Below are 21980 nucleotides of genomic sequence, written 5' to 3'. Positions count from 1 at the left end.
CTTAAGTAAATGACTGGGGTGAACGAGCGCAGCCAGCGCATATGCAGCTTGAAGTATGACCGGTATATATATCATCACCGATTCTCTGACATAACCGTCATAGTCCTGTCACGCCGCTGACAGCCCTCACCAATTATAATTTCTTCCGTAAACCCAAACAGGAGAAATATGATGAATAAGATATCTTCTTTTTTCGCTATCGCGTTTTTTATTTCAGCTGGCGTTAATGCGGCAGACACCCCCAAAATGCATCAGCAGGCCGCAGCAGCCCATGAAATGATGAATAACAGCAGTGCCCCTGCACATCAACAAATGGCGCAAGAACACGTCGCGCAGACGAATAATTCAACGTCAACGCCATCCCAGGCACGCCCCTTTTCACAAATGAATAAACATGAAAAAGCGATGGTCGTTCACCAGTCAGTGAATAACGGTCATTCATATGCTCATGAGGTTCAGGCCAGGCAGCACCGTGCACAGATCCCCGCGCAAGGGTAACGTTGTCCTGTGTTGAATAAAATGTCCATCAATACGCTATGTATGAATATTGCGGACAAAACGCGCCATGCAGGCCTGTACATCTACAAGCCTGCGTTCCTGCCGTTAATGTCAATATTAATATTTCTTTAAACACTTCATTAAAAAGTAAATATAATTAAGCGTTTTATCTCACTTGTATAAACTACGTAATTCACCTGCTTGTAATGTTGCATATTACAGCCCCCACACCCTCGCCATTAATATAAATTAGGATTCCCCCTGGTATGCGTCATTAATATTTAATGGGAGACTGCCGTCGTCGTAAACATGACATTCGAACAGTTCGTATTCCTATAAATAAACTTAATGATGATAGTGAGCAAAAAAATGAAAAAACGTCTGCTGACCCTCTTTGTCCTCGGCCTGACAACGGCCACAACAGCATGCGCAATTACCCCAGCAATGCAGAAAAAGTATGAACATTCAGGTTGTACGCAAATGAATGAACTCAATGGCTGCGATATCAATAAATCCTATCAGTGGAACCGCGATCATGGTTTTATTGAGAACGGCGACAGCCAGCAGAGCCGTCATCATCGTCATGGTGAAGAGCAGCAAAATACCGCTGACCGGGATAACCACGATAATGCCGATATTTACGGCAAATTCAGCGGAAATTACGTAGCCAAATTTGCCAATGGTCAACGCAGCGTTGATATTCACGTCGAGGGTTCCAGCGTGTACGTCAATGGTAATGAAGTGCGTGACGTAAATACCTATCAGGATACGATGACCTTCCGTGTCGGCTATGCCACTTACACCATTAAAACGAATGGTCGCGGTAGCTGGAATGACAGCGATGCCGGGAATGCTGGCAAAATTGTGCGCGAGTAACGGATACCGCCACAATGAAAAAACTGATTTCCACGTTGGTTATTATGGCTAGTCTGTCGGGCTGTGCCGAACATCCTTACCTTTCTGTAGCCGCTGCTGGTATTGGGGCCGCAGCAGTTGCCACGGCGATCGCTAATCACAAAAACCGTGAAGCCAACCGTGATAAAGAGCATGAACGCCAGGAGCGCGAGCAAAGGGAGAACCAGCATGCGTGGCGGCATAGTCACCATCACTCCGATGATGACGGCCATTACTATCACCGCTAAGTCAGCACAAAGAGCGCTGCGATCACAGCGCTCTCAACGGTCATGTATTACAGTATGCCGTTTTAATACTGGAGTCAGGCATGGCATTAACCCTCACGGTATTGCTTGAAAACAGGCGCGCTGCGAGCGCAGATAAATCATTACGGGCAAAGCCTGGATTAAGTCTGTTAGTTCAGGATGAAACCACCACCATACTATTTGATACCGGCCCGGACGACAGCTTCATACTTAACGCCGCGCAAATGGGCGTAGACCTGACGCAATTGACCGCCGTGGTTCTTTCGCACGGCCATTACGATCACTGTGGCGGCGTGCCGTGGCTGGCGGATAACAGTCGTATCATTTGCCATCCCCAAATAGCCTGCGAACGGTATGCCTCAATAACCCTGGCGGGAACGCCAAGAAAAATAAAAAAACTCTCGCGTGATAACGACTACTCTCGACTAATCATGGAATACACCCGTGAACCGTTGGCGATCAGCGATCGATTTTTGTGGTCCGGGGAAATTAGTGTCGCCACTCCACAGGCCTATGGCGTTATTAGCGAGAAAACACCTCAACCGGATTACATCAGCGACGAAGGCGTATTGATCTATAAATCTGATCGCGGGTTAGTCATCATTACCGGATGCGGGCATCGGGGAATAGAGAATATCGTACGCCATTGCCAAAACATCACCGGCGTTAACCAAATTTACGCCCTCGTCGGTGGGTTCCATTTACGCACTGCCTCCCCCGCTAAGCTATGGCGAACCCGACAATTTATTAAGCAACAACAACCAGAAAAACTACTCGGCTGTCATTGCACCGGTTCGTGGGGTCGATTGTGGCTACCGGGAACTGACGCCCCGGCAACGGGAGATGTGATTGTGCTGGCAGAGTAACGGCGGTAAGACATTGCCGAAAAAGCAATAAAAAGCGGGAGCCTTACGGCCTACTGCCGATCAGTTAAATCTGTTTTGCTGTTCAGATAAAAAACGCAGGTGGGCAGGTGTGGGCTGGTCCGGCTGAAAATTGCCGACGAGTTTCCGTAAAGCAGGGAGAACCCGCAGGGATGCGGGTTCAGGGCGCGTTTTGCAGGGACGCTACCTCGCGCCCGGCCCGGTAGCCTGGAGGAATAAACGGAGGGGACCGCGGAGCGGCAATTTTCCCGCCGGGAGCCGGGATTGTTAAGGGTACGGCGATAGTACCCTTAACACGTTCACAGGGAGGATCGTTTCAGAGAAGTGACAAACATAAGGTGAACGTAGCAATATACCGGAGGCAATAGATTCATTACCTCCGTATGTGCCACTCTCCGTTATCGCTACGGCCACTCATCCTCGTTAATTGCCAGCATTCGAGCCTTACGGCCCCCGCTTTTCAACCATCATTACAGAGTGACGATTGCTGGCTCATCAAAGACGGTGAGTTTTGGCGCTTCGCCGGTGAATTTCTCTGCGTATACTAGGCTGGTATTCCCCGCGCAGCCATTCGCCAGCCTTGAGGTTGGGATATCCGCCGTCAGCACGTTCGCGCCGCCATTTTTGCAGATACCGTTCTCAATATCTGGCCATGCGCCTTCATGGATACAGATAATTCCCGGTTTGATACCGTCACTGATGTGTGCCCCCACCAGCACCTGTCCACGCGCGTTCCATACGCGTACCAGATCGCCCTCGGCAATACCTCTGGCTTTCGCATCATCCGGGTGAATCGTTACCGGCTCACGATTGGCAATCGCGTACTCTTTGCGCAGCGAAGCGTAGTTCAACTGACTATGCAGACGATGTGCCGGGTGCGCCGTCAGTAGCTGCAGTTGATCTTTATCCGCAGTTCCTTTCCATTCATCGGGTTCAATCCATGACGCATGCGGCGGACAATCTTTGTATTGATAGCCTTCAATCGTTTTTGAGTAGATTTCTATCTTACCGCTCGGCGTTCCAAGCGCATTCATCACCGGATCGCTGCGGAAATCCGCGTAGCGTACATATTTGTTATTCTTTTCATTCTCACGCATTTCGATCAGTTTGTTTTGCTGCCAAAACGCGTTGAACTGAGGCATGGCGATACGCTGGGCGCGGGCGGCTTTTTGCGCGGCATCATAGAACTGCTTCAGCCACGCCATTTCATCTTTGCCCTCGGTGTAGACCGCCTTACCGCCAGGCTTGAGCATCTCCGCCAGATCGGCAAATACGTCAAAATCACTGCGTGCTTCAAACTGCGGCTCAATGACCTGCTTCATCGGCACCAGATGTTGGTTACTGTAATCACCGGTCATGGTCAGATCGTTGCGCTCAAACGACGTGGTGATCGGCAGGACTATATCGGCATGTTTGGCCGCTGCGGTCCAGTAGCACTCAGAGATGACAACCAGTTCAGGCTTCTGCCAGGCTTTGATTAAACGGTTAGTATCCTGATGATGGGTAAAGTTAGCGCCGCCCGCCCACCAGATCATTTTGATATCCGGGAAGGTTTGCTCTTTACCGTTATGTTGATATTTGCCGCCTGGATTTTCCAGCGCTTCGACAATTCGCGCTACCGGCAGGCTGATCACCGCATCGGAAACCGCCCAGTCGTTACCCGCAGATGACCCACCCTCAATTTGGGCGGAGATGGCTGGTAATACTCCCCCGGTACGCGTTGGGTTACCGCCGTTGGAATAGTGATAAGAGAATCCGAAACCACCGCCTTCGGTACCAATTTGCCCCAGCATCGCCGCCAGAGTTACCAGCATCCAGTGTTTTTGCTCACCGTATTGCTGGCGCTGAATCCCCCAACCCGCCATGAGCATGGTTTTATTGCTGGAGAAAATTTCCGCCAGCTTCTCCAGTTGCTCAGCAGGCACGCCGCACACGCCGGAAGCCCACTCGGCGGTTTTCTCTATTTTGTCGCTCTTGCCGAGCAAATACTCTTCAAATTGCGGATATCCGGTGGTGTATTTTTCCAGGAAGGCTTTGTCATGGAGATTTTTCTTCACCAGCGTATGGGCGATCCCTAACATCATCGCCACATCGGTCCCCATATGTGGCGCAATCCAGGTCGCATTATCACCAAAGAACTCAATGGTTTCGGAACGCATCGGATCGATGGCGATGACGCTTTTCCCTGATTTCTTCAGCAGATTAAAGTATTCAATCCCCTGTTCATCCGTGCTGCTCCAGGCAATCTTGAGGGTATTGAGCGGGTTCATCCCCCACAGCACCACGACCTGACTGTGCTCAAGCACCATCGGCCAGGTGGTTTGCTGCTCATAGACTTCAACCGATCCCACAACGTAAGGCATGATCACCTGCGCGGCACCGGTAGAATAATCTCCGGTATGACCTGCGTAACCACCGGCCATGCTCATATAGCGTTGCAGTAAGGTTTGCGCTTTATGCAGAACGCCGCTAGAGCGCCAGCCATAAGAACCAGCAAATATCGACGCCGGGCCATAGCTGCTACGGATCCGGCTATGCTGCTCATGTATCAGTTTCAGTGCCTGCTCCCAGCTAACCCGCACGAAAGGATCGCTTCCACGTTTACCATCCGCATTACCCGGGTTTTCCAGATAGCTTTTGCGCACCATCGGATATTTTACGCGGATATTGGTATGGACCTGATCCGGCGCGGTTTGCTGTAACGAGTTCGGCACCGTTTTAGGCAACGCGCCTTTTGAGGAAACCACTTTGCCATCTTTTACTTCCACGTATACCGCGCCCCAACGCGCTGCAGTCAGAATCGCTCCGCCATTTTGGCCTTCGGCCCAGGCCGGCATTGGGATCACCGAAGAAATCGCCATTGTCCCGGTTGCCGCGCCGGCCGTCTTAATAAAGTCACGTCTTGTGAGTTTCATGATTTCTCCTGATTTATCGCTTATTTGTTCATGTCTTTAGCGTTGTACTGGAAGTAACGGCTCAGGATATCCAGTTCGTTTTCACTGATATTGGTGCGAGCGCCCATCCCTTTTGCTACTGAAGGCCAGGCGTTGAGCATGAAATGATTCGCCGGAATTGGCGCATGGCAGCCCGCGCAGTACACATTGTCGAGTTTGCGCGCGTAATCCCACATCGGTTCACGGCTGGCGAGAGCGGAACCGCTCCATTCACCCTGCAGCACGACATCTCGCCACACATTGCCGTAATCATCTTTTTTCCAGTCGGAGAGGATCTTCAGCGATTGCTGACCTTTTTCACTCAGGCTGGCAAGAATCAAACGCTGTCCTGCCGCGTAGTAAATGACCTGTTCATTTCCCTGCATCTGGCTACCGCGAATCTCGACCTGTCGCGTATTGTCCGTTGTTTTCAGAACCTGCATTTTTGTTGCCGGGTAAACGGTTCCCAAATCGCCCAGCGCGGTGTTGCTTACGGCATAAAGCTCTGTTGCCGAAGCAGGGGTAGAGGCTGACTGCGCTTCAAGCCCTTTGAGCGCGCTGTCATCCATTTTTATTTCAGGTGGGAAATGGGCGACGCCTTTGTGGCAATCAATACAGGTTTGCTTTTCCTCGATGCCCATTTTGTGCATTTTCTGGGCCTCTGCGCTTTGTGCGGCAAGATCCATCGCGTCCATGCTGTGACAGCTACGGCAGGTCGCAGAATCGCTCGCTTTTAGCTGTGCCCAAACGGTTTGCGCCATCTCCAGACGGTGTTCTTCAAATTTTTCTGGGGTATCGATTTTTTTGGTTATGAACTGATGATAAACATCTTTTGAGGCCCGCAGTTTAGCCACCAGATAATCCAGGCCGCCCTGGGGGATATGACAATCAGCACACTCTGCACGAATACCTTTCTGATTCTGAAAGTGAACCGAACCGGTATATTCCTCATACGGTGCCTGCATCGTATGACACGACAAACAGAATTCCGTGCTTGAGGTTTTGTGCAACGTCCATTGCCCTGCCAAAACGATAACAGCACCAAGAACAATGCACAGCAGCATCGTCCCGAGGATGGTTTTATTTATTTTTCTCATCTTTTATTCCCACAAGATGAATACCCTTTAATAGGTAGACAATAATTACCCTAACGCGGCTACTTATTGATATTCATCAAACGCAGAGGGAAATGAGAATCAGCATGTGGGTAAGTTTGAAGGCGCTCGCATAATTAATACGAACGAAATTAAATATAAAATATCATTTTAAAATCAGATAATTAAACCAAAGCAAAGGTTTAATTAACCATTAATTATAGAAACGTCAGAATAAAAGTTTGATGAGTGCTGAATGGCATTAAAATTATGCCCTTGGCAATAGTCGCTATATAATAAAATATATAATGAAAAAACATAAAAACGAACCCTTTTCTATTACGAGATAACACGTATTAATGAAGATACCCCTCTTGTGGTTGTGCTCAGATATACATTCACGACAAGACTTGTGACACACACCTATCATTGACGCGCATTTATGCATGCAACCTTGATCTGGTCACTTATTATACAGATTCGATTTTCGCTACACTCTGGGTAGAGGTAAACAAACAGGAGGTAGTGAATATGTATCGCTCAATTCTGGTGCCCATTGATATCTCTGAAACCGATTTAACCCGCCATGTTGTTCCACAGGTCCTGGCGCATGCCAAAACCGCTAAGGTCCACTTTTTAGCCGTTATTCCTACCGTTCCGTTCTATGCCTCGCTGGGGCTGGCTTACTCAACAGAATTCCCGGACAGAAGCGGTCTGCAGGCCAAGGCCAGCGAAAAACTCGAAGAGATTATTAAGCAGTTCAATATTCCTGCAGGCAGGAGTCAGACTCACGTCGTTTACGGCCCGCCGAAGGATCAGATCCTCAAACTGGCGGAAGCGGTTGACGCTGAGCTTATCGTCATTGCCTCACATAAGCCTGGTTTTAGCACTTATCTGCTGGGTTCAACGGCGGCTGCCGTAGTACGCCATGCAAAATGTCCCGTGCTGGTTGTGCGGTGATAGGGTCAAAATGGGGGCGAATTTGCACTAACGTTTATAAGTTAAGCATTCTTGAGCACATGTGATTCTTGCTCAGGGTTCCGTTCACCTCAGTGGTAAATGTAGCAATATACCGGAGGCAACAGATTCATTGCCTCCGGATGTCCCACTCTCAGTTACTCATTACGGCCATTCATTTTCGTTAAAATGGCAAGCATTAGAGCGAATGTATTCCCGGTGTTCTGTGGCTTAGGCCATCACTCAGTTCTGAATATCCAGTCTGACCAGTGCTAGCAATAGCTGACTCAGCGCACCGTAGAAACCAAAGTCATCATAGCGGCGGCATTTGGCGGTGAATTCCGGTAACCAGCGTAACAGCCCCGCCAGCGTTTCTCTGCGCAGCGCATCAATACGCTGGCGGCTAAGCCCGGACTCTCCCAGAGAAAAATGCAGATGACTCAGCAGTTCGATAAAAATTGCCAGATGATCGGCTGACTCGCTAAACGTTTCGCTTACCTGCATGCCAGCATCGGCTAACAATCGTTTAATGACCCCGTAATTCGGCCCTCCTTCAAGATGGGCCGACGCATAGGGTAACGCCGCGTGTTTTTCCGACATCAGAAACAGGCTACAAAAATCAGCCGCCAGTTCGAGGGTTGCGTCCTCACGCACCTGAAGCGCAGCAATTTTCTCCTCCAGCTGAAGGACTTCCGCTTCAAGCGACGGTTCACCTTTTAGCACCGCGAACCACTCAGCCATTTCGCTGGACTGCAAAAGTGCCAGGCTGTCATCGTCACGTTCCCGGGAAAACAACTGCGCCAGCCAGGCGTAAACGCAGGCCATCTGTTCTGTTGTAAGGGAAGAGTGTTTTATCATGACGATACCTTCTCCGCCGGAACATATTCGCACTGCGCCACCATTTTTATCGGGCCGCTGAACGCCGTCACGTTATCCACCTTGCCGGTATATTTCTCAATTTCCACCAGCGTAGTATGAGCGCTGGTCGCCTGCGCCAGTTGAGACGTGCCGATATCGATTGTTAATACGTTCGGATTGCCGTATTTACACAGCGCCCCAGTTTCTCCGCCGTTATCAGGGTCGTACCAGGCACCTTCATGAATACGCGCCACGCCTGGCGAGTAGAGATCGGAGACAACCGCCCCGGCCAGTACTTGTCCACGTGCGTTAAAGACACGGACAATATCACCGTTGCGAATCCCCCTGACGCTGGCATCCTGCGGGTTGATAAACACCGGCTCTTTACCACTTACCGCATAATGCTTACGCAGCGCTTCAGATTCACAAAGCTGCGAGTGCAGACGGAAATCAGGATGAACAGATTGCAGATGCAGTGGCCAACGCTGCGACCCGGGTCCACCATGTGAGCGTTCGATTTTCTCAAACCACATCGGATGCCCCTGGCAGTCGTCATACTGCATACCGGCAATGGTTTTCGAGAAAATTTCGATCAAACCGCTCGGCGTGCCCAGCGGCTCAAGATCGGGGTCTTCGCGGAATGCCTGATGACGTACAAACATCTGCGGATGTTCGAACTCAACGTACTCTTGCTGATTCCAGAAAACGTCAAAAGCGGGGAGATGAACGCCGCGCCCTTTCCCCTGCTGGCTTCCTTCCTGCCAGATCCGTTTCAGCCAACCCATCTCATCCAGCCCTTCGGTAAAGGCTTCTTCACGATTAAAGCGGCGGCAGAGATCGCGGAAAATATCGAAATCATTACGTGCTTCAAATTGCGGCTGCACCAACTGTTTCATGGCGATAATGCCGCGGTTGGAGTGGTTGCCATACTGGTCAAGATCGTTACGCTCAAACTGGGTCGTCGCGGGCAATACGATGTCAGCGAATCGACAGGTCGAGGTCCACTGATTATCGATGGCGATAACGGTTTCCAGCTTACGCCAGCCCTCAATAATACGATTGATCTGCTGGTGACGATGGAAAGGGTTGGTCCCGGCAAAAACGCACATCTTCAACGGCGGCAACTTGACGGTTTTGCCGTTCCAGTTAATTTGTTTACCCGGCTCAAGAATCGCATCGATAAAACGCGCGATCGGGATGGTGCTGCTGTACCCCTTATAATCAGTGCTGTCATGCACAGGAGGTACGGTGGTGGAGCCAGAAAAACCGCTCAGGATAATCCCTTTGCGGCTTGGCGTGCCCGCGCCGTTGTAGTGCCAGCCAAAGCCGAAGCCACCGCCGGGTAAGCCGATTTGTCCAAGCATTGAGGCCAGCACCACGATCATCCACGCCCACTGTTCCCCGTGCTGCATACGCTGGACGCACCAGCCGGCAATAATCTGCGTTCTTCCGCCCGCCATTTGCCGCGCCAGTTCACGAATCGTATCGGCATCAATCCCGCATATTTTTTCCGCCCACTGGGCATCTTTAGGCTGTCCGTCACTTTCCCCCAGCAGATAAGGCAGAAACTGCTCAAACCCAACGCAGTAGTTATCGAGAAAATGCTTATCGTAGAGCTTCTCGGTATAAAGCGTGTGCGCCAGAGCCAGCTGTAGTGGCACATCGGCCTGCGGATTCACGGCGACGTGTTTAACCTTGTCGCGGCCCAGGTAGTCGTGCGTCGAGGTGATGACCGGATCAACGCTGATAACCGAGATCTCGCCGCGCGCCACTTTTTCTTTCAGTTGTTCGTAGTATTCATAAACATCATGATCCGGGCACCACCAGTTCGCCTGCTGGTTTTTAATCAGGTCGGAACCCCACAGCACAATCGTTTTGCTGTTTTTCAGCACCAGCGGCCAGGAGGTCTGCTGTTCATATACCTCCATTGACCCGACCACGCGCGGCAGAATCACCTGGGCTGCACCAGTGGAATAGTCGCCCCCGGTACTTACGCTGTTGCCGTGCAGCGCAATGGCGCGCGCCAGCATCCCCGAGGCGTTATGGAACATGCCGGTTGATTGCCAACCGCTGGCCGTCAGCAGCGCGCTCGGGCCATAGGTCTTCTGAATTCGCTCCAGCTCCTGATAGAAGAAGTCAAGCGCTTCATCCCACGAAACGCGCACAAAGCGGTTATCTCCACGCTGCGTGGTATCGCTCTGATGGCGTTTACGCAACCAGTCGACACGGACCATTGGATAGCGAATACGCGCCCCGCCATGCACGTGGTCCGGCAGTCCGGCGATCATTTTTGACGGGTACTTATCACGCTCAAACGGTTTGGCTTCAATAAAACGCCCATCAACCACGGTGGCGCGGATTGCCCCCCAGTGAGATCCGGTCAGGATCCCCTCTTTGACGCCAGTTCCCTGCACCTCTGCGGCGTTGGCGCTGCGCGGTGTGAGCAGCGAAGGTCCTAACATACCAGCGACGGTCAAGCCGCCCAACTGCAGTAGAAAACGACGGCGAGATGCCTGAAAGAGATCGTTATTTTTCATTGCTTTCTCCCTTATCGCCATGCGGCTTGTCCGTGGTGTCAGAGGCATTCATCTGCAGATATTTCAGTAAGGTACGTTCTTCACGTTTATCCAGACTGGTAAATCCAATCATGCCGTTCAACGTGCCAATCCAGCCGTTGGCGTCAAAGTGTTCTTTCTCAGGTGCGCCGTGGCACTGGTTACAGGTTCCGTTATAGAGCGAGTCGGCATAAGCCCAGATTGGCTGAATGTCGTTAACCATATCGCCCTTCTGCATCCAGGCGGTGGCCTGCAGCTTGCTCCACTGCGTATTCGTTTCCGCGACGGTCGTTTGCTCCAGGGTTTTCACGTGCTGCTGGATGTCGCCACGAATGGAGGCCACAAAAATGCGTTTACCCGGCAATTGGGCCAGCACGCGCTGACGCCCGTTACTCTCTGTCCAGCCCACAATTTCAATTTGCAGCCAGTCGCCGTCACGCTTTAACACTTTTACTTCAGAAGCAGGCAGCAGTGAGCCCGCAGGTTCTTTATCCCCTTTGGCGGCATAAATAGGTTTGATGTCCAGGGAATAGAGCGTATCGCCATCGTCGTTTGCGTTGGCGCGTAACTGGTCAAACTGCTTGCGGAAACCGCTGCTCATATCGGGAAGCTGATGCGCAATACCTTTATGACAGTCAATACAGGATTGATTGTCCTTGGCCGCAATCTTCATCTGACGCGCAGCTTCAGGGTGCTGTTTCGCGTGATCCATCGCATCATAGTTATGACAGGAACGACAGGTCGCGGAGTTGTTCTCCTTCATTCGCGCCCATTCGCGCTCCGCCAGCTCGGCACGTTTGGCTTCGAATTTCTCAGGAGTATCAATAGAGTGGGCAACAAAGGTCTGGTAAATATCGTTGCTGGCCTCCAGCTTACGTTTCACCATGCCAGGGATATCGGATGGAATGTGGCAATCATGACACTCTGCGCGCACCCCGGAGGCATTCTGAAAATGCGCAGACTGTTTATATTCTTCATAAACCGGCTGCATGCTGTGGCAGCTCACGCAAAATTCGGTTGAACTGGTTAATTTAATGCCAACGTGCGGTAAGACGATCAGCGCGATACCGACCACCATCCCGATGACGACCAGCGCCAACACTGACCAACGTGCGCTCGGTCTGAGCAGCGCCCTCCATAGTTTCCGCATAATAGCCCCTGTAAATATATGGTTTAGTTACAGAGGATCTTATTTCGCAAATGTGAACGGCAACACTGGTCAGGATGAATGGCTTACGGCACAATGTGAACAGATATGAACAGAAAGAGACAACAACCAGGATGTCGCATCACATTGTCATTGTTGAGGATGAACCCGTTACCCAGGCACGATTACAGGCTTATTTTGAACAGGAAGGTTATCACGTCTCGGTCACAGCCAGCGGAGCCGGCCTGCGTGAAATCATGTCACAACACTCTGTCGATCTTATTCTGTTAGATATCAATCTCCCGGATGAAAATGGCTTAATGCTGACCCGCGCCCTGCGTGAACGCTCAACGGTGGGGATCATCCTGGTCACGGGTCGTAGTGACCAAATTGACCGTATCGTTGGCCTGGAAATGGGGGCTGATGATTATGTCACCAAGCCGCTGGAGCTACGTGAACTGGTGGTGAGAGTGAAAAATTTACTCTGGCGTATCGACCTTGCCCGCGAGGCGCGACCGGAGGCTAAAGACAACTGCTATCAGTTTGCCGGGTATTGTCTGAATGTCTCCCGTCATACTCTGGAACTGGGCGACGAGGCAATCAAACTCACCCGCGCCGAGTATGAAATGCTGGTCGCGTTTGTCACCAATCCGGGGGAAATTCTCAGTCGCGAACGTTTACTGCGCATGCTTTCGGCACGACGGGTAGACAATCCGGACTTACGCACCGTGGACGTACTGATCCGCCGTTTACGCCACAAGCTGCGGGCTGATTTACTGGTGACACAGCACGGGGAAGGCTATTTTTTAGCGGCCGACGTGTACTGATACAGATAAACAGGACGGAATCCGCCGGGTGACAACGAGCACTTTACATGCTGGCTGTCGGCATTTTTCGGGGTGAGCACCAGGATCGGGGGACTGATATTTTCCGGCACCGGTTGTCCTTGTAATACTCTGATAGCCTGCTGAATCGCCAGTTCACCTTGCCAGACCATTTGATCGCTGGCAGCCATAATGATTCTTTCGCGTTTAAGCCCGCGATACACCTGATGCGACAGATAAAAAGAGACGACAGTTAACGGCGCGCCCTGATTGCGCTTCTCCCCCATTGCCGCTTCAGCAGCAATTGCCGTACCGGCCACCACGTCGGCATCCGGGTGACGCTCAAGCATCTCCTGCAACAGGTTACGCTGTATTTCAATATCATTATCGCCCAACGCCACATCCACGATGCGCACCTGACTGCCGGCAATCGCCTGACGAAATCCGGCCACCATCTCACGACTGCCCCCGGCGTCATCAGGTCCTGGCAATAATAAGACCTTTAGCGGTTTGCCCGCGCTCCACTTAACCAAATAGCGGCCTGGCTGATAACCCATCTGGAACCACGGAACCCCAACCCGGGCTTTTACCGTTGCGTCATGGATAGCATTCACCACCTCAATAACCGGCAGCGTGCCAACCTGTGCCTGCAAATCCGGAAAAGTCGTCGTGCTGCTGCCCAACAAAATGGCATCCGCGCCCCATTGCTGGCATTGAGCGATTTGTGATTTTTGCGTGTCGAACTGGCGATACCCTCCCGCCTCGAGCACCTTCAGGCTTACGCCGTATTTTTTCGCCGCCTCCAGCATGCCGTAATTCACGGAAAGCCAGTAGGAATCCTTCAGGCTGGGATACAGCGCGCACAGTTTCCAGACTTTGTTTGCAGTAACGTCCGTTAGCGGCTCCGGCACTGCCTGCTGGGTATCCGGCCAGCGCAGCAGTGCGGACCCGGTCGCGTGACCTAAGCCGGGAAAAAGTGTGATAAGCAGGAAAACCAATACGCGCATGATAGCCTCAACATTGATAAGGCTTTATCCTAGTTGTTTTCCTCTTTTGGACTCAACCTTTTTAATCTGTGGCGACCCGACAGTGAATTTATCTCTGACCAAACGACTGTGGATAGGCTTCGGGCTGATGGCGGCACTGACCCTCATTAGTACGCTGGTAGGCTGGTATAACCTGCGTTTTGTCAGCCAGGTTGAGCAGGCCAATACCCAGGCGCTGATCCCGACCATGGACATGGCGCGCCAGCTCAGCGAAGCCAGCGCCTGGGAACTGTTTTCCGCGCAGAATCTGACCACCGCAGATAATGAAAATATGTGGCTGGCTCAGGGGCGTATGTTAACCGCCCAAAGCCTGAAAATAACCGCTTTACTGAAAACCCTGCGCGAGCAGGGCTTTGACACGTCGGCCATTGAACAACAGGAAAAAGAGATCGCCCAGTCGTTAAGCCATCAGGGGGAGTTGGTTGGCGAACGTCTGAAACTGCGCGATCGGCAGCAACAGCTCAGCCAACATATTGTTGAGGCTACCGCCGACGTTGCCGAAATGGCGCGCGGTCAGGCCAGTAATGCCGCCACCTCGGCGGGCGCTACGCAGGCAAGCATTTATGATTTGATTGAGAGCCATCAGGGGCAGGCGGCAGAACACGCTCTCGACAGGCTTATCGATATCGATCTGGAATATTATAACCAGATGAATGAACTGCGCCTGAGCGCGCTACGCGTGCAGCAAATGGTGATGAATCTGGGGAATAACCAGGCGCAGAATAACCTTGCAGCGCTGGAAACCCAGCTTAATGCCGCCGTCAGAGTGCTTCACCGCCGACAAATACGCATTGAAGATCCGGTGGTACGCACCCAGGTTGCCGGCGCTGTAAATTCGATAAGCCGTTATGTCGATCTGCTGGCCCTGTATCGTCAGGATAATGACATCACCACCCGCTTACAGATCTTATCGCAGAACAATATCGAGCAATTTACCCGTTTCAGTAGCGAAGTGAGTCAGTTGGTAGAAATCATTGGCCAACGCAATCAGACCGGGCTGGCGCATCTCAAACAGGCCAGCCAGCGCGGGCAAACGCTGCTGCTGCTGTTAGGTGCGGTGTCATTGTGCTTGTTAATTCTCATTCTTTGGCGCGTAGTTTACCGCTCGGTCACGCGCCCGTTGGCGCAGCAAACCCAGGCGTTACAGCGTCTGCTTGAAGGTGATATTGACTCCCCATTTCCGGAAACAGCGGGCGTTCGCGAACTGGATACCATCGGTCGGTTAATGGACGCCTTTCGCGGTAGCGTTCACGCCCTTAATAGCCATCGCGAACATCTGGCCGCTCAGGTAAAAGCTCGCACCGCCGAGCTGCGTTCTATGGTGTCGGAACACCGGCAGGCGCGGGCAGAAGCCGAAAAAGCCAACCAGGCAAAATCGGCGTTTCTGGCCGCCATGAGCCATGAGATACGCACCCCGCTGTATGGGATCCTCGGCACTGCGCAGTTGCTCTCAGACAATCCCGCTCTGGCGCAGCATCAGGAGAATCTGCGCGCAATCACCGACTCTGGCGAGTCTCTGCTGACCATCCTCAACGATATCCTGGACTATTCCGCCATCGAAGCGGGCGGAAAAAATGTGGCGATCGGCGATGAACCTTTTGAGCCCAGACCCTTGCTGGAAAGTACGCTTCAGCTCATGCACGGTCGCGTTGTGGGTCGCCCGGTCGTGCTGGTTACGGATTTTGCCGACGATGTCCCCGACTCCCTACGCGGCGATCCGCGCCGCATTCGGCAAATCATAACTAACCTATTAAACAACGCGCTTCGCTTTACCGATCGCGGACACATCACCCTGCGTAGCCGATGTAAAGATCAGGACTGGTATATTGAGGTCGAGGACACGGGATGCGGGATTGACCCTGTCCATCAGCGCGATATTTTTCAGCCGTTTGTTCAGGTTAGCGGTAAACGTGGGGGGACCGGGCTTGGACTCACTATCAGTGCCAGCCTTGCGCAGGCGATGCAGGGAGAACTGAGCGTCACCAGTACGCCGGGAGTCGGAAGCTGCTTTCGTCTTCGTCTGCCATTACGGGCTGGCGCGATGCCGGTAGCTAAATCCGTTCCACGTGCCATATCGTTACAGGGTTTACGCTTACTGCTAATCGAGGATAACCCCCTCACGCAGCGCATCAGTACAGAAATGCTCACCCTCAATGGCGCCCAGGTCACCGCTGCCGACAGTGCGGCTGCGGCGCTCACCATACTGCAGCAAGACGCCCAGTATAATGCCGCGCTGGTTGATTTTGATCTTCCGGATATCGACGGCATCACGCTGGCGCAACAGTTAACCCGCGAGTTTCCGACGTTAAAGCTAATAGGCTTTAGCGCACACGTCATCGACGAAACACTAAGCCAAAGAACCAGCACCCTGTTTCTCGGCGTTATTCAAAAACCGGTTCCCCAGGATGAACTCAGTCGGCTCATTACCCATTATCTGCACGGTAACGCCCCTCTCCCGGTTGCATTAGAAAATGACGACCAACGGTTAGATACCCAGCAATTAGCCGGGGATATCCAGCTAATGGGATGGCAAAAGGTGCACGAATGGTTAGCGCTCTTTAAGCAACACACCCTTCCTGTATTAGATGAGATTGACGCAGCGCGCGCAGCATATGAGTACGAGAAGATAAAACGTCTGGCACATCAGCTAAAAAGCAGCTGCGCCAGCATGGGGATGCGTTCTGCCAGCAGGATGTGCGCAGCGCTTGAACAGCAGCCGCTAGCTGATTTTTCACTCAGAGAGGAAGTACAACTAAGTCTTACAGAAGTGGAAATGTGGTTGGCAAAAGAAAATTTGTCGCGATTAGCAGAAGCTGAACATCAGAAGTGACGTTGAAATGGTACGCCCTGTAGGATTCGAACCTACGACCTACGGCTTAGAAGTTCCTAGAACTACCTTCTAAGTCAATAATATACCCAGCCAACACTGCGCTCACGCGTCCCATTTTCGAAAAACATGCAAAGCCTTGCAAACCAATGCAAAGCTTTTTGTGTCCCGTTTTTGTCTCACCTTCTGGCATCATAGGTCGATCGATACATCTTCAGATGGTAGACTTTCTGCCTCTAAGAATTCACTGATTTTTATAATGTTAAAGCTATTCGCCAGGTACACATCAATAGGTGTTATCAACACACTCATTCACTGGGTTGTGTTCGCCGTATGCATCTACGCATTTCATACAGGGCAGGCCCTTGCCAACTTTGCCGGGTTCGTTGTCGCCGTATCATTCAGCTTCTTTGCAAATGCAAGATTCACCTTCAAGTCTTCTACAACGACTATGCGCTACATGCTTTACGTCGGGTTCATGGGGTCATTGAGTGCGTCAGTTGGTTGGGCGGCAGACAAATCAGGTATGGCTCCTATCATCACATTAATTGTGTTCTCCGCCATCAGCCTGGTGTGCGGTTTTATTTATTCAAAGTTCATTGTCTTTAGGGATGTGAAATGAAAATTTCTCTGGTTGTTCCCGTCTTCAACGAAGAAGACGCGATACCGATTTTCTACAAAACAGTGCGAGAGTTTGAGGAATTAAAGCAATACGAAGTCGAGATAGTTTTCATCAATGACGGCAGCAAAGACGGCACAGAAGGTATTATCACTGCCCTTGCCGTATCGGACCCATTAGTGAAGCCACTCTCATTTACCCGAAATTTCGGTAAAGAGCCAGCACTTTTCGCCGGACTTGACCACGCAACTGGTGACGCAGTAATTCCAATTGACGTCGACTTGCAGGATCCAATTGAGGTCATTCCCCACCTGATAGAGAAATGGCAGGCCGGGGCAGATATGGTTCTGGCTAAACGCTCTGACCGCTCTACCGACAGCAGGTTAAAGCGTAAATCTGCCGAGTGGTTCTATAAACTTCACAATAAGATTAGCTCTCCCAAGATTGAAGAGAACGTTGGTGATTTTCGCCTGATGTCTCGCGAAGTCGTCGAGAATATTAAACAGATGCCAGAGCGAAACCTGTTCATGAAAGGAATTTTAAGTTGGGTTGGCGGGAATGTAGACGTTGTTGAGTACGCCCGCGCTGAGCGAGTTGCTGGCAGCACGAAGTTTAACGGCTGGAAATTATGGAACCTTGCGCTTGAGGGAATCACAAGCTTCTCTACGTTCCCTCTGCGCATGTGGACTTACATTGGCCTGTTCGTTGCCGGTGCCGCATTCCTGTACGGTGCGTGGATGATTATCGACACCATGGCATTTGGAAATGCAGTTCGTGGATATCCGTCTCTATTAGTATCAATTCTGTTCTTGGGTGGTATTCAGTTAATTGGGATTGGCGTTCTCGGTGAATATATTGGCAGAATTTATGTTGAAACCAAAAAAAGACCTAAGTACATATTAAAAAAGAAGGGGCAATAAGTGCATTCTATTAAGCAGAGAACATCACAAGTGTTTATTGCGTCACTTGCAATATGTTTTGCATTAACGTTTTTAGTGGCTCTGAAAACGCCGATGCATTCAGATGATTATCTTTATGCACTAAAGGGGTTATCTTTTGAAAGTCATTATCAACATTATATAAAATGGAGTGGCAGAGTTATTTCAGACTATATTAGCCCCGCCCTTCTACTTATGCCACATTGGTTACGAGCGGCATTTAACTCCTTGGCACTAGTTTTTTTAATTGGCGCGATTGTTATTTTTGGAAAACAAGACAAAGATATTGACACAAAGGATGCGCTTTCTGTTCTGTTAATAACTTCCCTGTACTATATTTCCAACAGTAACTTAGGCCAGACAACATTTTGGATTGTTGGGTCTGCTAATTACTTATGGACAAACATGTTCATAGTTTGCTTCTTTTTATGTGTTAAACGAAAAATAAATGTTTTAGCAACCTCTTTTTTTGCATTCTTGGCCGGCTGTTCAAATGAAAATACATCCATCGTAGTTGTCATCTTGATAGCAACATATTTAGCTTATCAGTTTATAAAAAAGGATGTAGATTATAAAAAAACAATTCTTTACTTACTGCTGAATATTTTTGGTTGCTTGTTACTATTACTTTCCCCTGGAAATATGGAAAGAGCAAAGTTCTTTGAGGCATGGTATAGCAAACCGCTTGTTGAAAGGCTTTTCGAGCATGTAACTTACAGAATCCCAGCGATGGCAGAACATTTCTGGGCTTTGTTTTTGGCTGTGGCTGTTATTTCAACCCTGTACACATTGAAGCATAATCACGATAAAGGCGGCATAAATACAAATTCTGCTTTAAGTCTGATTTTTGTGGTTTCTGCAATTATATCCATGTTAATAATGTTTGCTGCTCCTTCATATCCACCTAGATCTGGGAATGGAACGCTTATACTTTTTATGATTTCGCTGTCTTTGATATTAGGCCAGACAACGAACAGCAATAATAAAAACATAATTATTTATGGAATTATTTTAATTATATTATCAACATTGCCACTCTTCATTCCGGCGTATTACCTGATGCACAAAGAATATTCTAACGCCTTCGATCAGGATAAAGTCAGAATGTCATTGATTGAGCGTTTAAAGAATGAGGGCAAACGCGACTTTAAGATACCTAACTTTTTCTTCGGTACTTTAAGTAGCGACAGTTATAAGTTCGACTTATACCATAACAAATGGTCATATGGTGCTTTCTTTGGTGTTAACTCAATTGAGGGTGGTTACTCTAACTTTGACTACTCATCAATCTTAAACAGCAAAGAGATAGATGTTGATAAGGAGCTGATCCCTAAACAAGCAATCCTGAAGAAGATTTTTATATCAGAAAAAGGGTATCTAGTCTTCATTACAAACCGTAACATGTCGCTGCCAGACAATGGGAAGGAAAAACTATTCATCCATGCATATTATAATAACAAATCCGGATTCAAGAATTACGATTGCTACCCAAAGTCAATGATGATTGATAAGGATTTTGTAACAGGAATAAAAATGGACACCACCAACCTAGATTATATCCAGGTTGGTGTGTTTAGCGGAACGACAAGAAAAACAGATCTAAAAATATACGTTAATTGATAGGATATGGCGGCCTTATGAATTAACAAGGCCGCCATTTATTATGCGGAAGCATTTATTTTAAGCCAACTCAAACCATTCCACTGCCATGCTATCACAGGGTCGGAAGGAAATGATGCAGGAGATGTGCGATAACACATAAACCCAATTGGCGTAGTGGTTACAGGAGCGATTGGTGTTCCAGAATTTCTCATTATTGATTTGCTCCAACCGCAAAACGTTGGCAATATGCAGGCATTATAACTACTAAAATAAGAGCAACCGATAAGGCCAGTTTTACCAGCGTCAACAGTAATCCTCAATCTATACGACTTTGTTTTGTCATTAGTTGGTGCGGATACGCGGTACAATCTCCAGCCATTGCTAGTTCCCATTGATGTATATTTATCGATTGGCATATAGATAGTATTTGACCCTGACTGGTCCTCAATAACAATCTCTACCGGATCGTCTCCCCGATAGAAGAAGGCCCCTCTTATATACCCTGATTGTGTTTTAGTAAGGTTCGCAATTATTCTACATCTAACGGATGCATTGCTTACGCCAAAATACCTACCTGCACCACCTGGCTCTAATGCATCATCAAATGATAATGCCTCTCCTGGTATTGTTAGCAGTGAATAATCCTCTGGAAATCCTTTGCCATTGAGCACAGACCAGTCACCCGATGGGCAAAGGTTGTTGCTGGATAAACTTATCGTTTCGCCACCTTGCTGGCCCGCAGTGGGGTCTAATCCAAGAGCAGATGTCATGTGGCTCATAGTTGATACCCAGCCATTGAACTGCACTCTACCACCAAATATTGCCCACGGGCCCCTAACCCTGCCGTTACCGGTCACTTCTCCATATAACCCATGCACATAGTTTAATTGGGCAGGAACAGATTGATTATCAAGTAGGTAATCAGATGATCCAGAGGTATCAACACCAAGGAACATATTCGCATTTCCCTCATAGTTACCACCTCCAGACCCAGCCCCTTGACCAAGAATTACCAAACCACCACCGCTAACTTGAGTGAATGTATTTTGGTTTACAGACCCTTCGTAAATATTAATATATAACTTACCACCGCCAGAAGTAGTTCCTGTTTTAATTCTTGAGAAGTTATTCCAATAACTACCACCACCCCATGTTGAAAGACCAGGAATTGGAATGGAACTTGTTGACCCCTTTAATGTTACATCACCCGTTGTATCAATATTCTCAACATTTATGTGCTGAACCCCTTGAAATATTAGATTTTTGCATGATAGTCCTCTGATATGGTTTCCTTTAACATGCAGAACAGTAAATTCCCCATTTGGAACTCTACCATCCCATACCATGTCGCATCGGATGATCATCCTCCCAAGTAATGCATGGTTACCTGTAAGATTTGTTGATGAAACAACGTAATCACCTGGTGGTAAATAACCTCGATTACGATATTGACCGTATTGAACTAACTTAGAGTAATCACCATTAACAGCATCAAGCCATGCACACATCTTTGCTGTCACGTCCGTTCCGTCAGGAAACACACCCCACCCTCGAGCATCACCGTCATCACGCCATCTGGCAACTTGTAATTCTGGGTAAAGAGTTGCACCATCTGGGTTTTCTATTTGCTGCCTAAGTTGGTCAGGGTCGTACTTTAAAATATTAGGATAGTAAAAAAGCTGTGTATTATATGCATCGTATACAGCCATAGAGTGACCTTCTACAGTCACAAACTTTGCAATCTGGCCGTTGTAAACAGGGAATCCACCTGCGTTGATTATGATTGGCTGTGAAACTGGAACATGACTTCCATCTTCATTCTCTAGATAAACCTGCACAGAGTTAGCAGGATCTGTCATTTCTCCTGGTGGAGTATCAATTTTTGAAATATAGATTTTACCATTAGCCACAGCCTTAAATGACCGAGGCATCGTGAACAACTGAGATGGCATCGACACAACAATATTGGCTGTAATATCTGACATTTAATATGCTCCTGGCGCAGCAAAGCCACACAAGCTAAAACTTGCGCAGCTAT

17 protein-coding genes are annotated in these 21980 nt (G+C 49.4%); 10 read left to right on the top strand and 7 right to left on the bottom strand.

Annotated features, from left to right (window positions below):
• The first annotated feature begins 171 nt into the window (after positions 1-171).
• The 4 genes from OGV75_RS11100 (at position 172) to OGV75_RS11085 (ending at position 2524) form a co-directional block, all read left to right on the top strand.
• Positions 172-498, top strand: a complete 327-nt coding sequence (locus OGV75_RS11100; protein WP_016152147.1) for a PcoE/SilE family metal-binding protein — start codon at positions 172-174, stop codon at positions 496-498.
• Between the two features lie 369 nt (positions 499-867).
• Complete coding sequence (locus OGV75_RS11095; protein WP_286480660.1) at positions 868-1374, top strand: hypothetical protein; 507 nt, start codon at positions 868-870, stop codon at positions 1372-1374.
• A 14-nt stretch (positions 1375-1388) separates the two neighbouring features.
• On the top strand, positions 1389-1640 hold the full coding sequence (locus OGV75_RS11090; RefSeq protein ID WP_286480659.1) for a membrane lipoprotein lipid attachment site-containing protein: 252 nt from the start codon (positions 1389-1391) through the stop codon (positions 1638-1640).
• A gap of 80 nt (positions 1641-1720) precedes the next feature.
• The gene (locus OGV75_RS11085; protein ID WP_016155919.1) at positions 1721-2524 is read left to right on the top strand and encodes an MBL fold metallo-hydrolase; all 804 of its coding nucleotides are present in this window, start codon (positions 1721-1723) and stop codon (positions 2522-2524) included.
• 488 nt (positions 2525-3012) lie between these two features.
• On the opposite strand, the gene OGV75_RS11080 is transcribed toward OGV75_RS11085, so the two are convergent.
• Together OGV75_RS11080 and OGV75_RS11075 are read right to left on the bottom strand one after the other, a co-directional pair.
• Entirely contained in the window at positions 3013-5457 is a 2445-nt protein-coding gene (locus OGV75_RS11080) for a trimethylamine-N-oxide reductase 2 (protein WP_016152143.1), read from the bottom strand.
• A gap of 20 nt (positions 5458-5477) precedes the next feature.
• Positions 5478-6572 (bottom strand): NapC/NirT family cytochrome c, encoded by a 1095-nt coding sequence (locus tag OGV75_RS11075; protein ID WP_286480658.1) that lies wholly within the window; start codon positions 6570-6572, stop codon positions 5478-5480.
• Positions 6573-7100: 528 nt separating this feature from the next.
• Between OGV75_RS11075 and uspF the strand changes: the two genes are divergently transcribed.
• On the top strand, positions 7101-7529 hold the full coding sequence (uspF, locus tag OGV75_RS11070; RefSeq protein ID WP_016152141.1) for a universal stress protein UspF: 429 nt from the start codon (positions 7101-7103) through the stop codon (positions 7527-7529).
• A gap of 240 nt (positions 7530-7769) precedes the next feature.
• Here uspF and torD read toward each other — a convergent pair whose 3' ends face one another.
• From torD to torC, 3 genes are read right to left on the bottom strand one after another with little or no spacing between them, the layout of a single operon-like run.
• Positions 7770-8384: a molecular chaperone TorD gene (torD, locus tag OGV75_RS11065; RefSeq protein WP_016152140.1), complete on the bottom strand. Its 615-nt coding sequence runs from the start codon at positions 8382-8384 to the stop codon at positions 7770-7772.
• A complete protein-coding gene (gene torA / locus OGV75_RS11060; protein WP_016152139.1) occupies positions 8381-10921 on the bottom strand; it encodes a trimethylamine-N-oxide reductase TorA in 2541 nt (846 codons plus the stop codon). The genes torD and torA overlap by 4 nt, the downstream gene beginning before the upstream one ends.
• Entirely contained in the window at positions 10911-12089 is a 1179-nt protein-coding gene (torC, locus tag OGV75_RS11055; RefSeq protein WP_286480657.1) for a pentaheme c-type cytochrome TorC, read from the bottom strand. Before torC ends, torA begins: the two co-directional genes overlap by 11 nt.
• Positions 12090-12220: 131 nt before the next feature.
• Between torC and torR the strand changes: the two genes are divergently transcribed.
• Positions 12221-12913, top strand: a complete 693-nt coding sequence (torR, locus tag OGV75_RS11050; protein WP_016152137.1) for a two-component system response regulator TorR — start codon at positions 12221-12223, stop codon at positions 12911-12913.
• On the opposite strand, the gene torT is transcribed toward torR, so the two are convergent.
• Positions 12886-13917 carry a TMAO reductase system periplasmic protein TorT gene (gene torT, locus OGV75_RS11045; RefSeq protein WP_047358039.1) on the bottom strand — a complete coding sequence of 344 codons (1032 nt, stop codon included), beginning with the start codon at positions 13915-13917 and terminating at the stop codon, positions 12886-12888. The two genes, torR and torT, sit on opposite strands and share 28 nt — an antisense overlap.
• 82 nt (positions 13918-13999) lie before the next feature.
• Between torT and torS the strand changes: the two genes are divergently transcribed.
• The 4 genes from torS to OGV75_RS11025 all read left to right on the top strand — a co-directional run bounded on the left by torS (position 14000) and on the right by OGV75_RS11025 (position 19960).
• A complete protein-coding gene (gene torS / locus OGV75_RS11040; RefSeq protein ID WP_095715164.1) occupies positions 14000-16786 on the top strand; it encodes a TMAO reductase system sensor histidine kinase/response regulator TorS in 2787 nt (928 codons plus the stop codon).
• Positions 16787-17042: 256 nt separating this feature from the next.
• Positions 17043-17405, top strand: coding sequence for a GtrA family protein (locus OGV75_RS11035; RefSeq protein WP_046275559.1), 363 nt, complete (start codon positions 17043-17045; stop codon positions 17403-17405).
• On the top strand, positions 17402-18322 hold the full coding sequence (locus OGV75_RS11030; RefSeq protein WP_046275558.1) for a glycosyltransferase family 2 protein: 921 nt from the start codon (positions 17402-17404) through the stop codon (positions 18320-18322). The genes OGV75_RS11035 and OGV75_RS11030 overlap by 4 nt, the downstream gene beginning before the upstream one ends.
• Complete coding sequence (locus OGV75_RS11025) at positions 18323-19960, top strand: DUF6056 family protein (RefSeq protein WP_046275557.1); 1638 nt, start codon at positions 18323-18325, stop codon at positions 19958-19960.
• A gap of 41 nt (positions 19961-20001) precedes the next feature.
• On the opposite strand, the gene OGV75_RS11020 is transcribed toward OGV75_RS11025, so the two are convergent.
• Entirely contained in the window at positions 20002-21927 is a 1926-nt protein-coding gene (locus OGV75_RS11020; RefSeq protein ID WP_286480654.1) for a phage head-binding domain-containing protein, read from the bottom strand.
• Between the last annotated feature and the right edge of the window lie 53 nt (positions 21928-21980).

The sequence above is a fragment of the Citrobacter sp. Cb028 genome (assembly GCF_030336705.1).
Taxonomy (GTDB): domain Bacteria; phylum Pseudomonadota; class Gammaproteobacteria; order Enterobacterales; family Enterobacteriaceae; genus Citrobacter; species Citrobacter braakii.
This window is presented reverse-complemented; position numbering and strand designations above follow the sequence as displayed.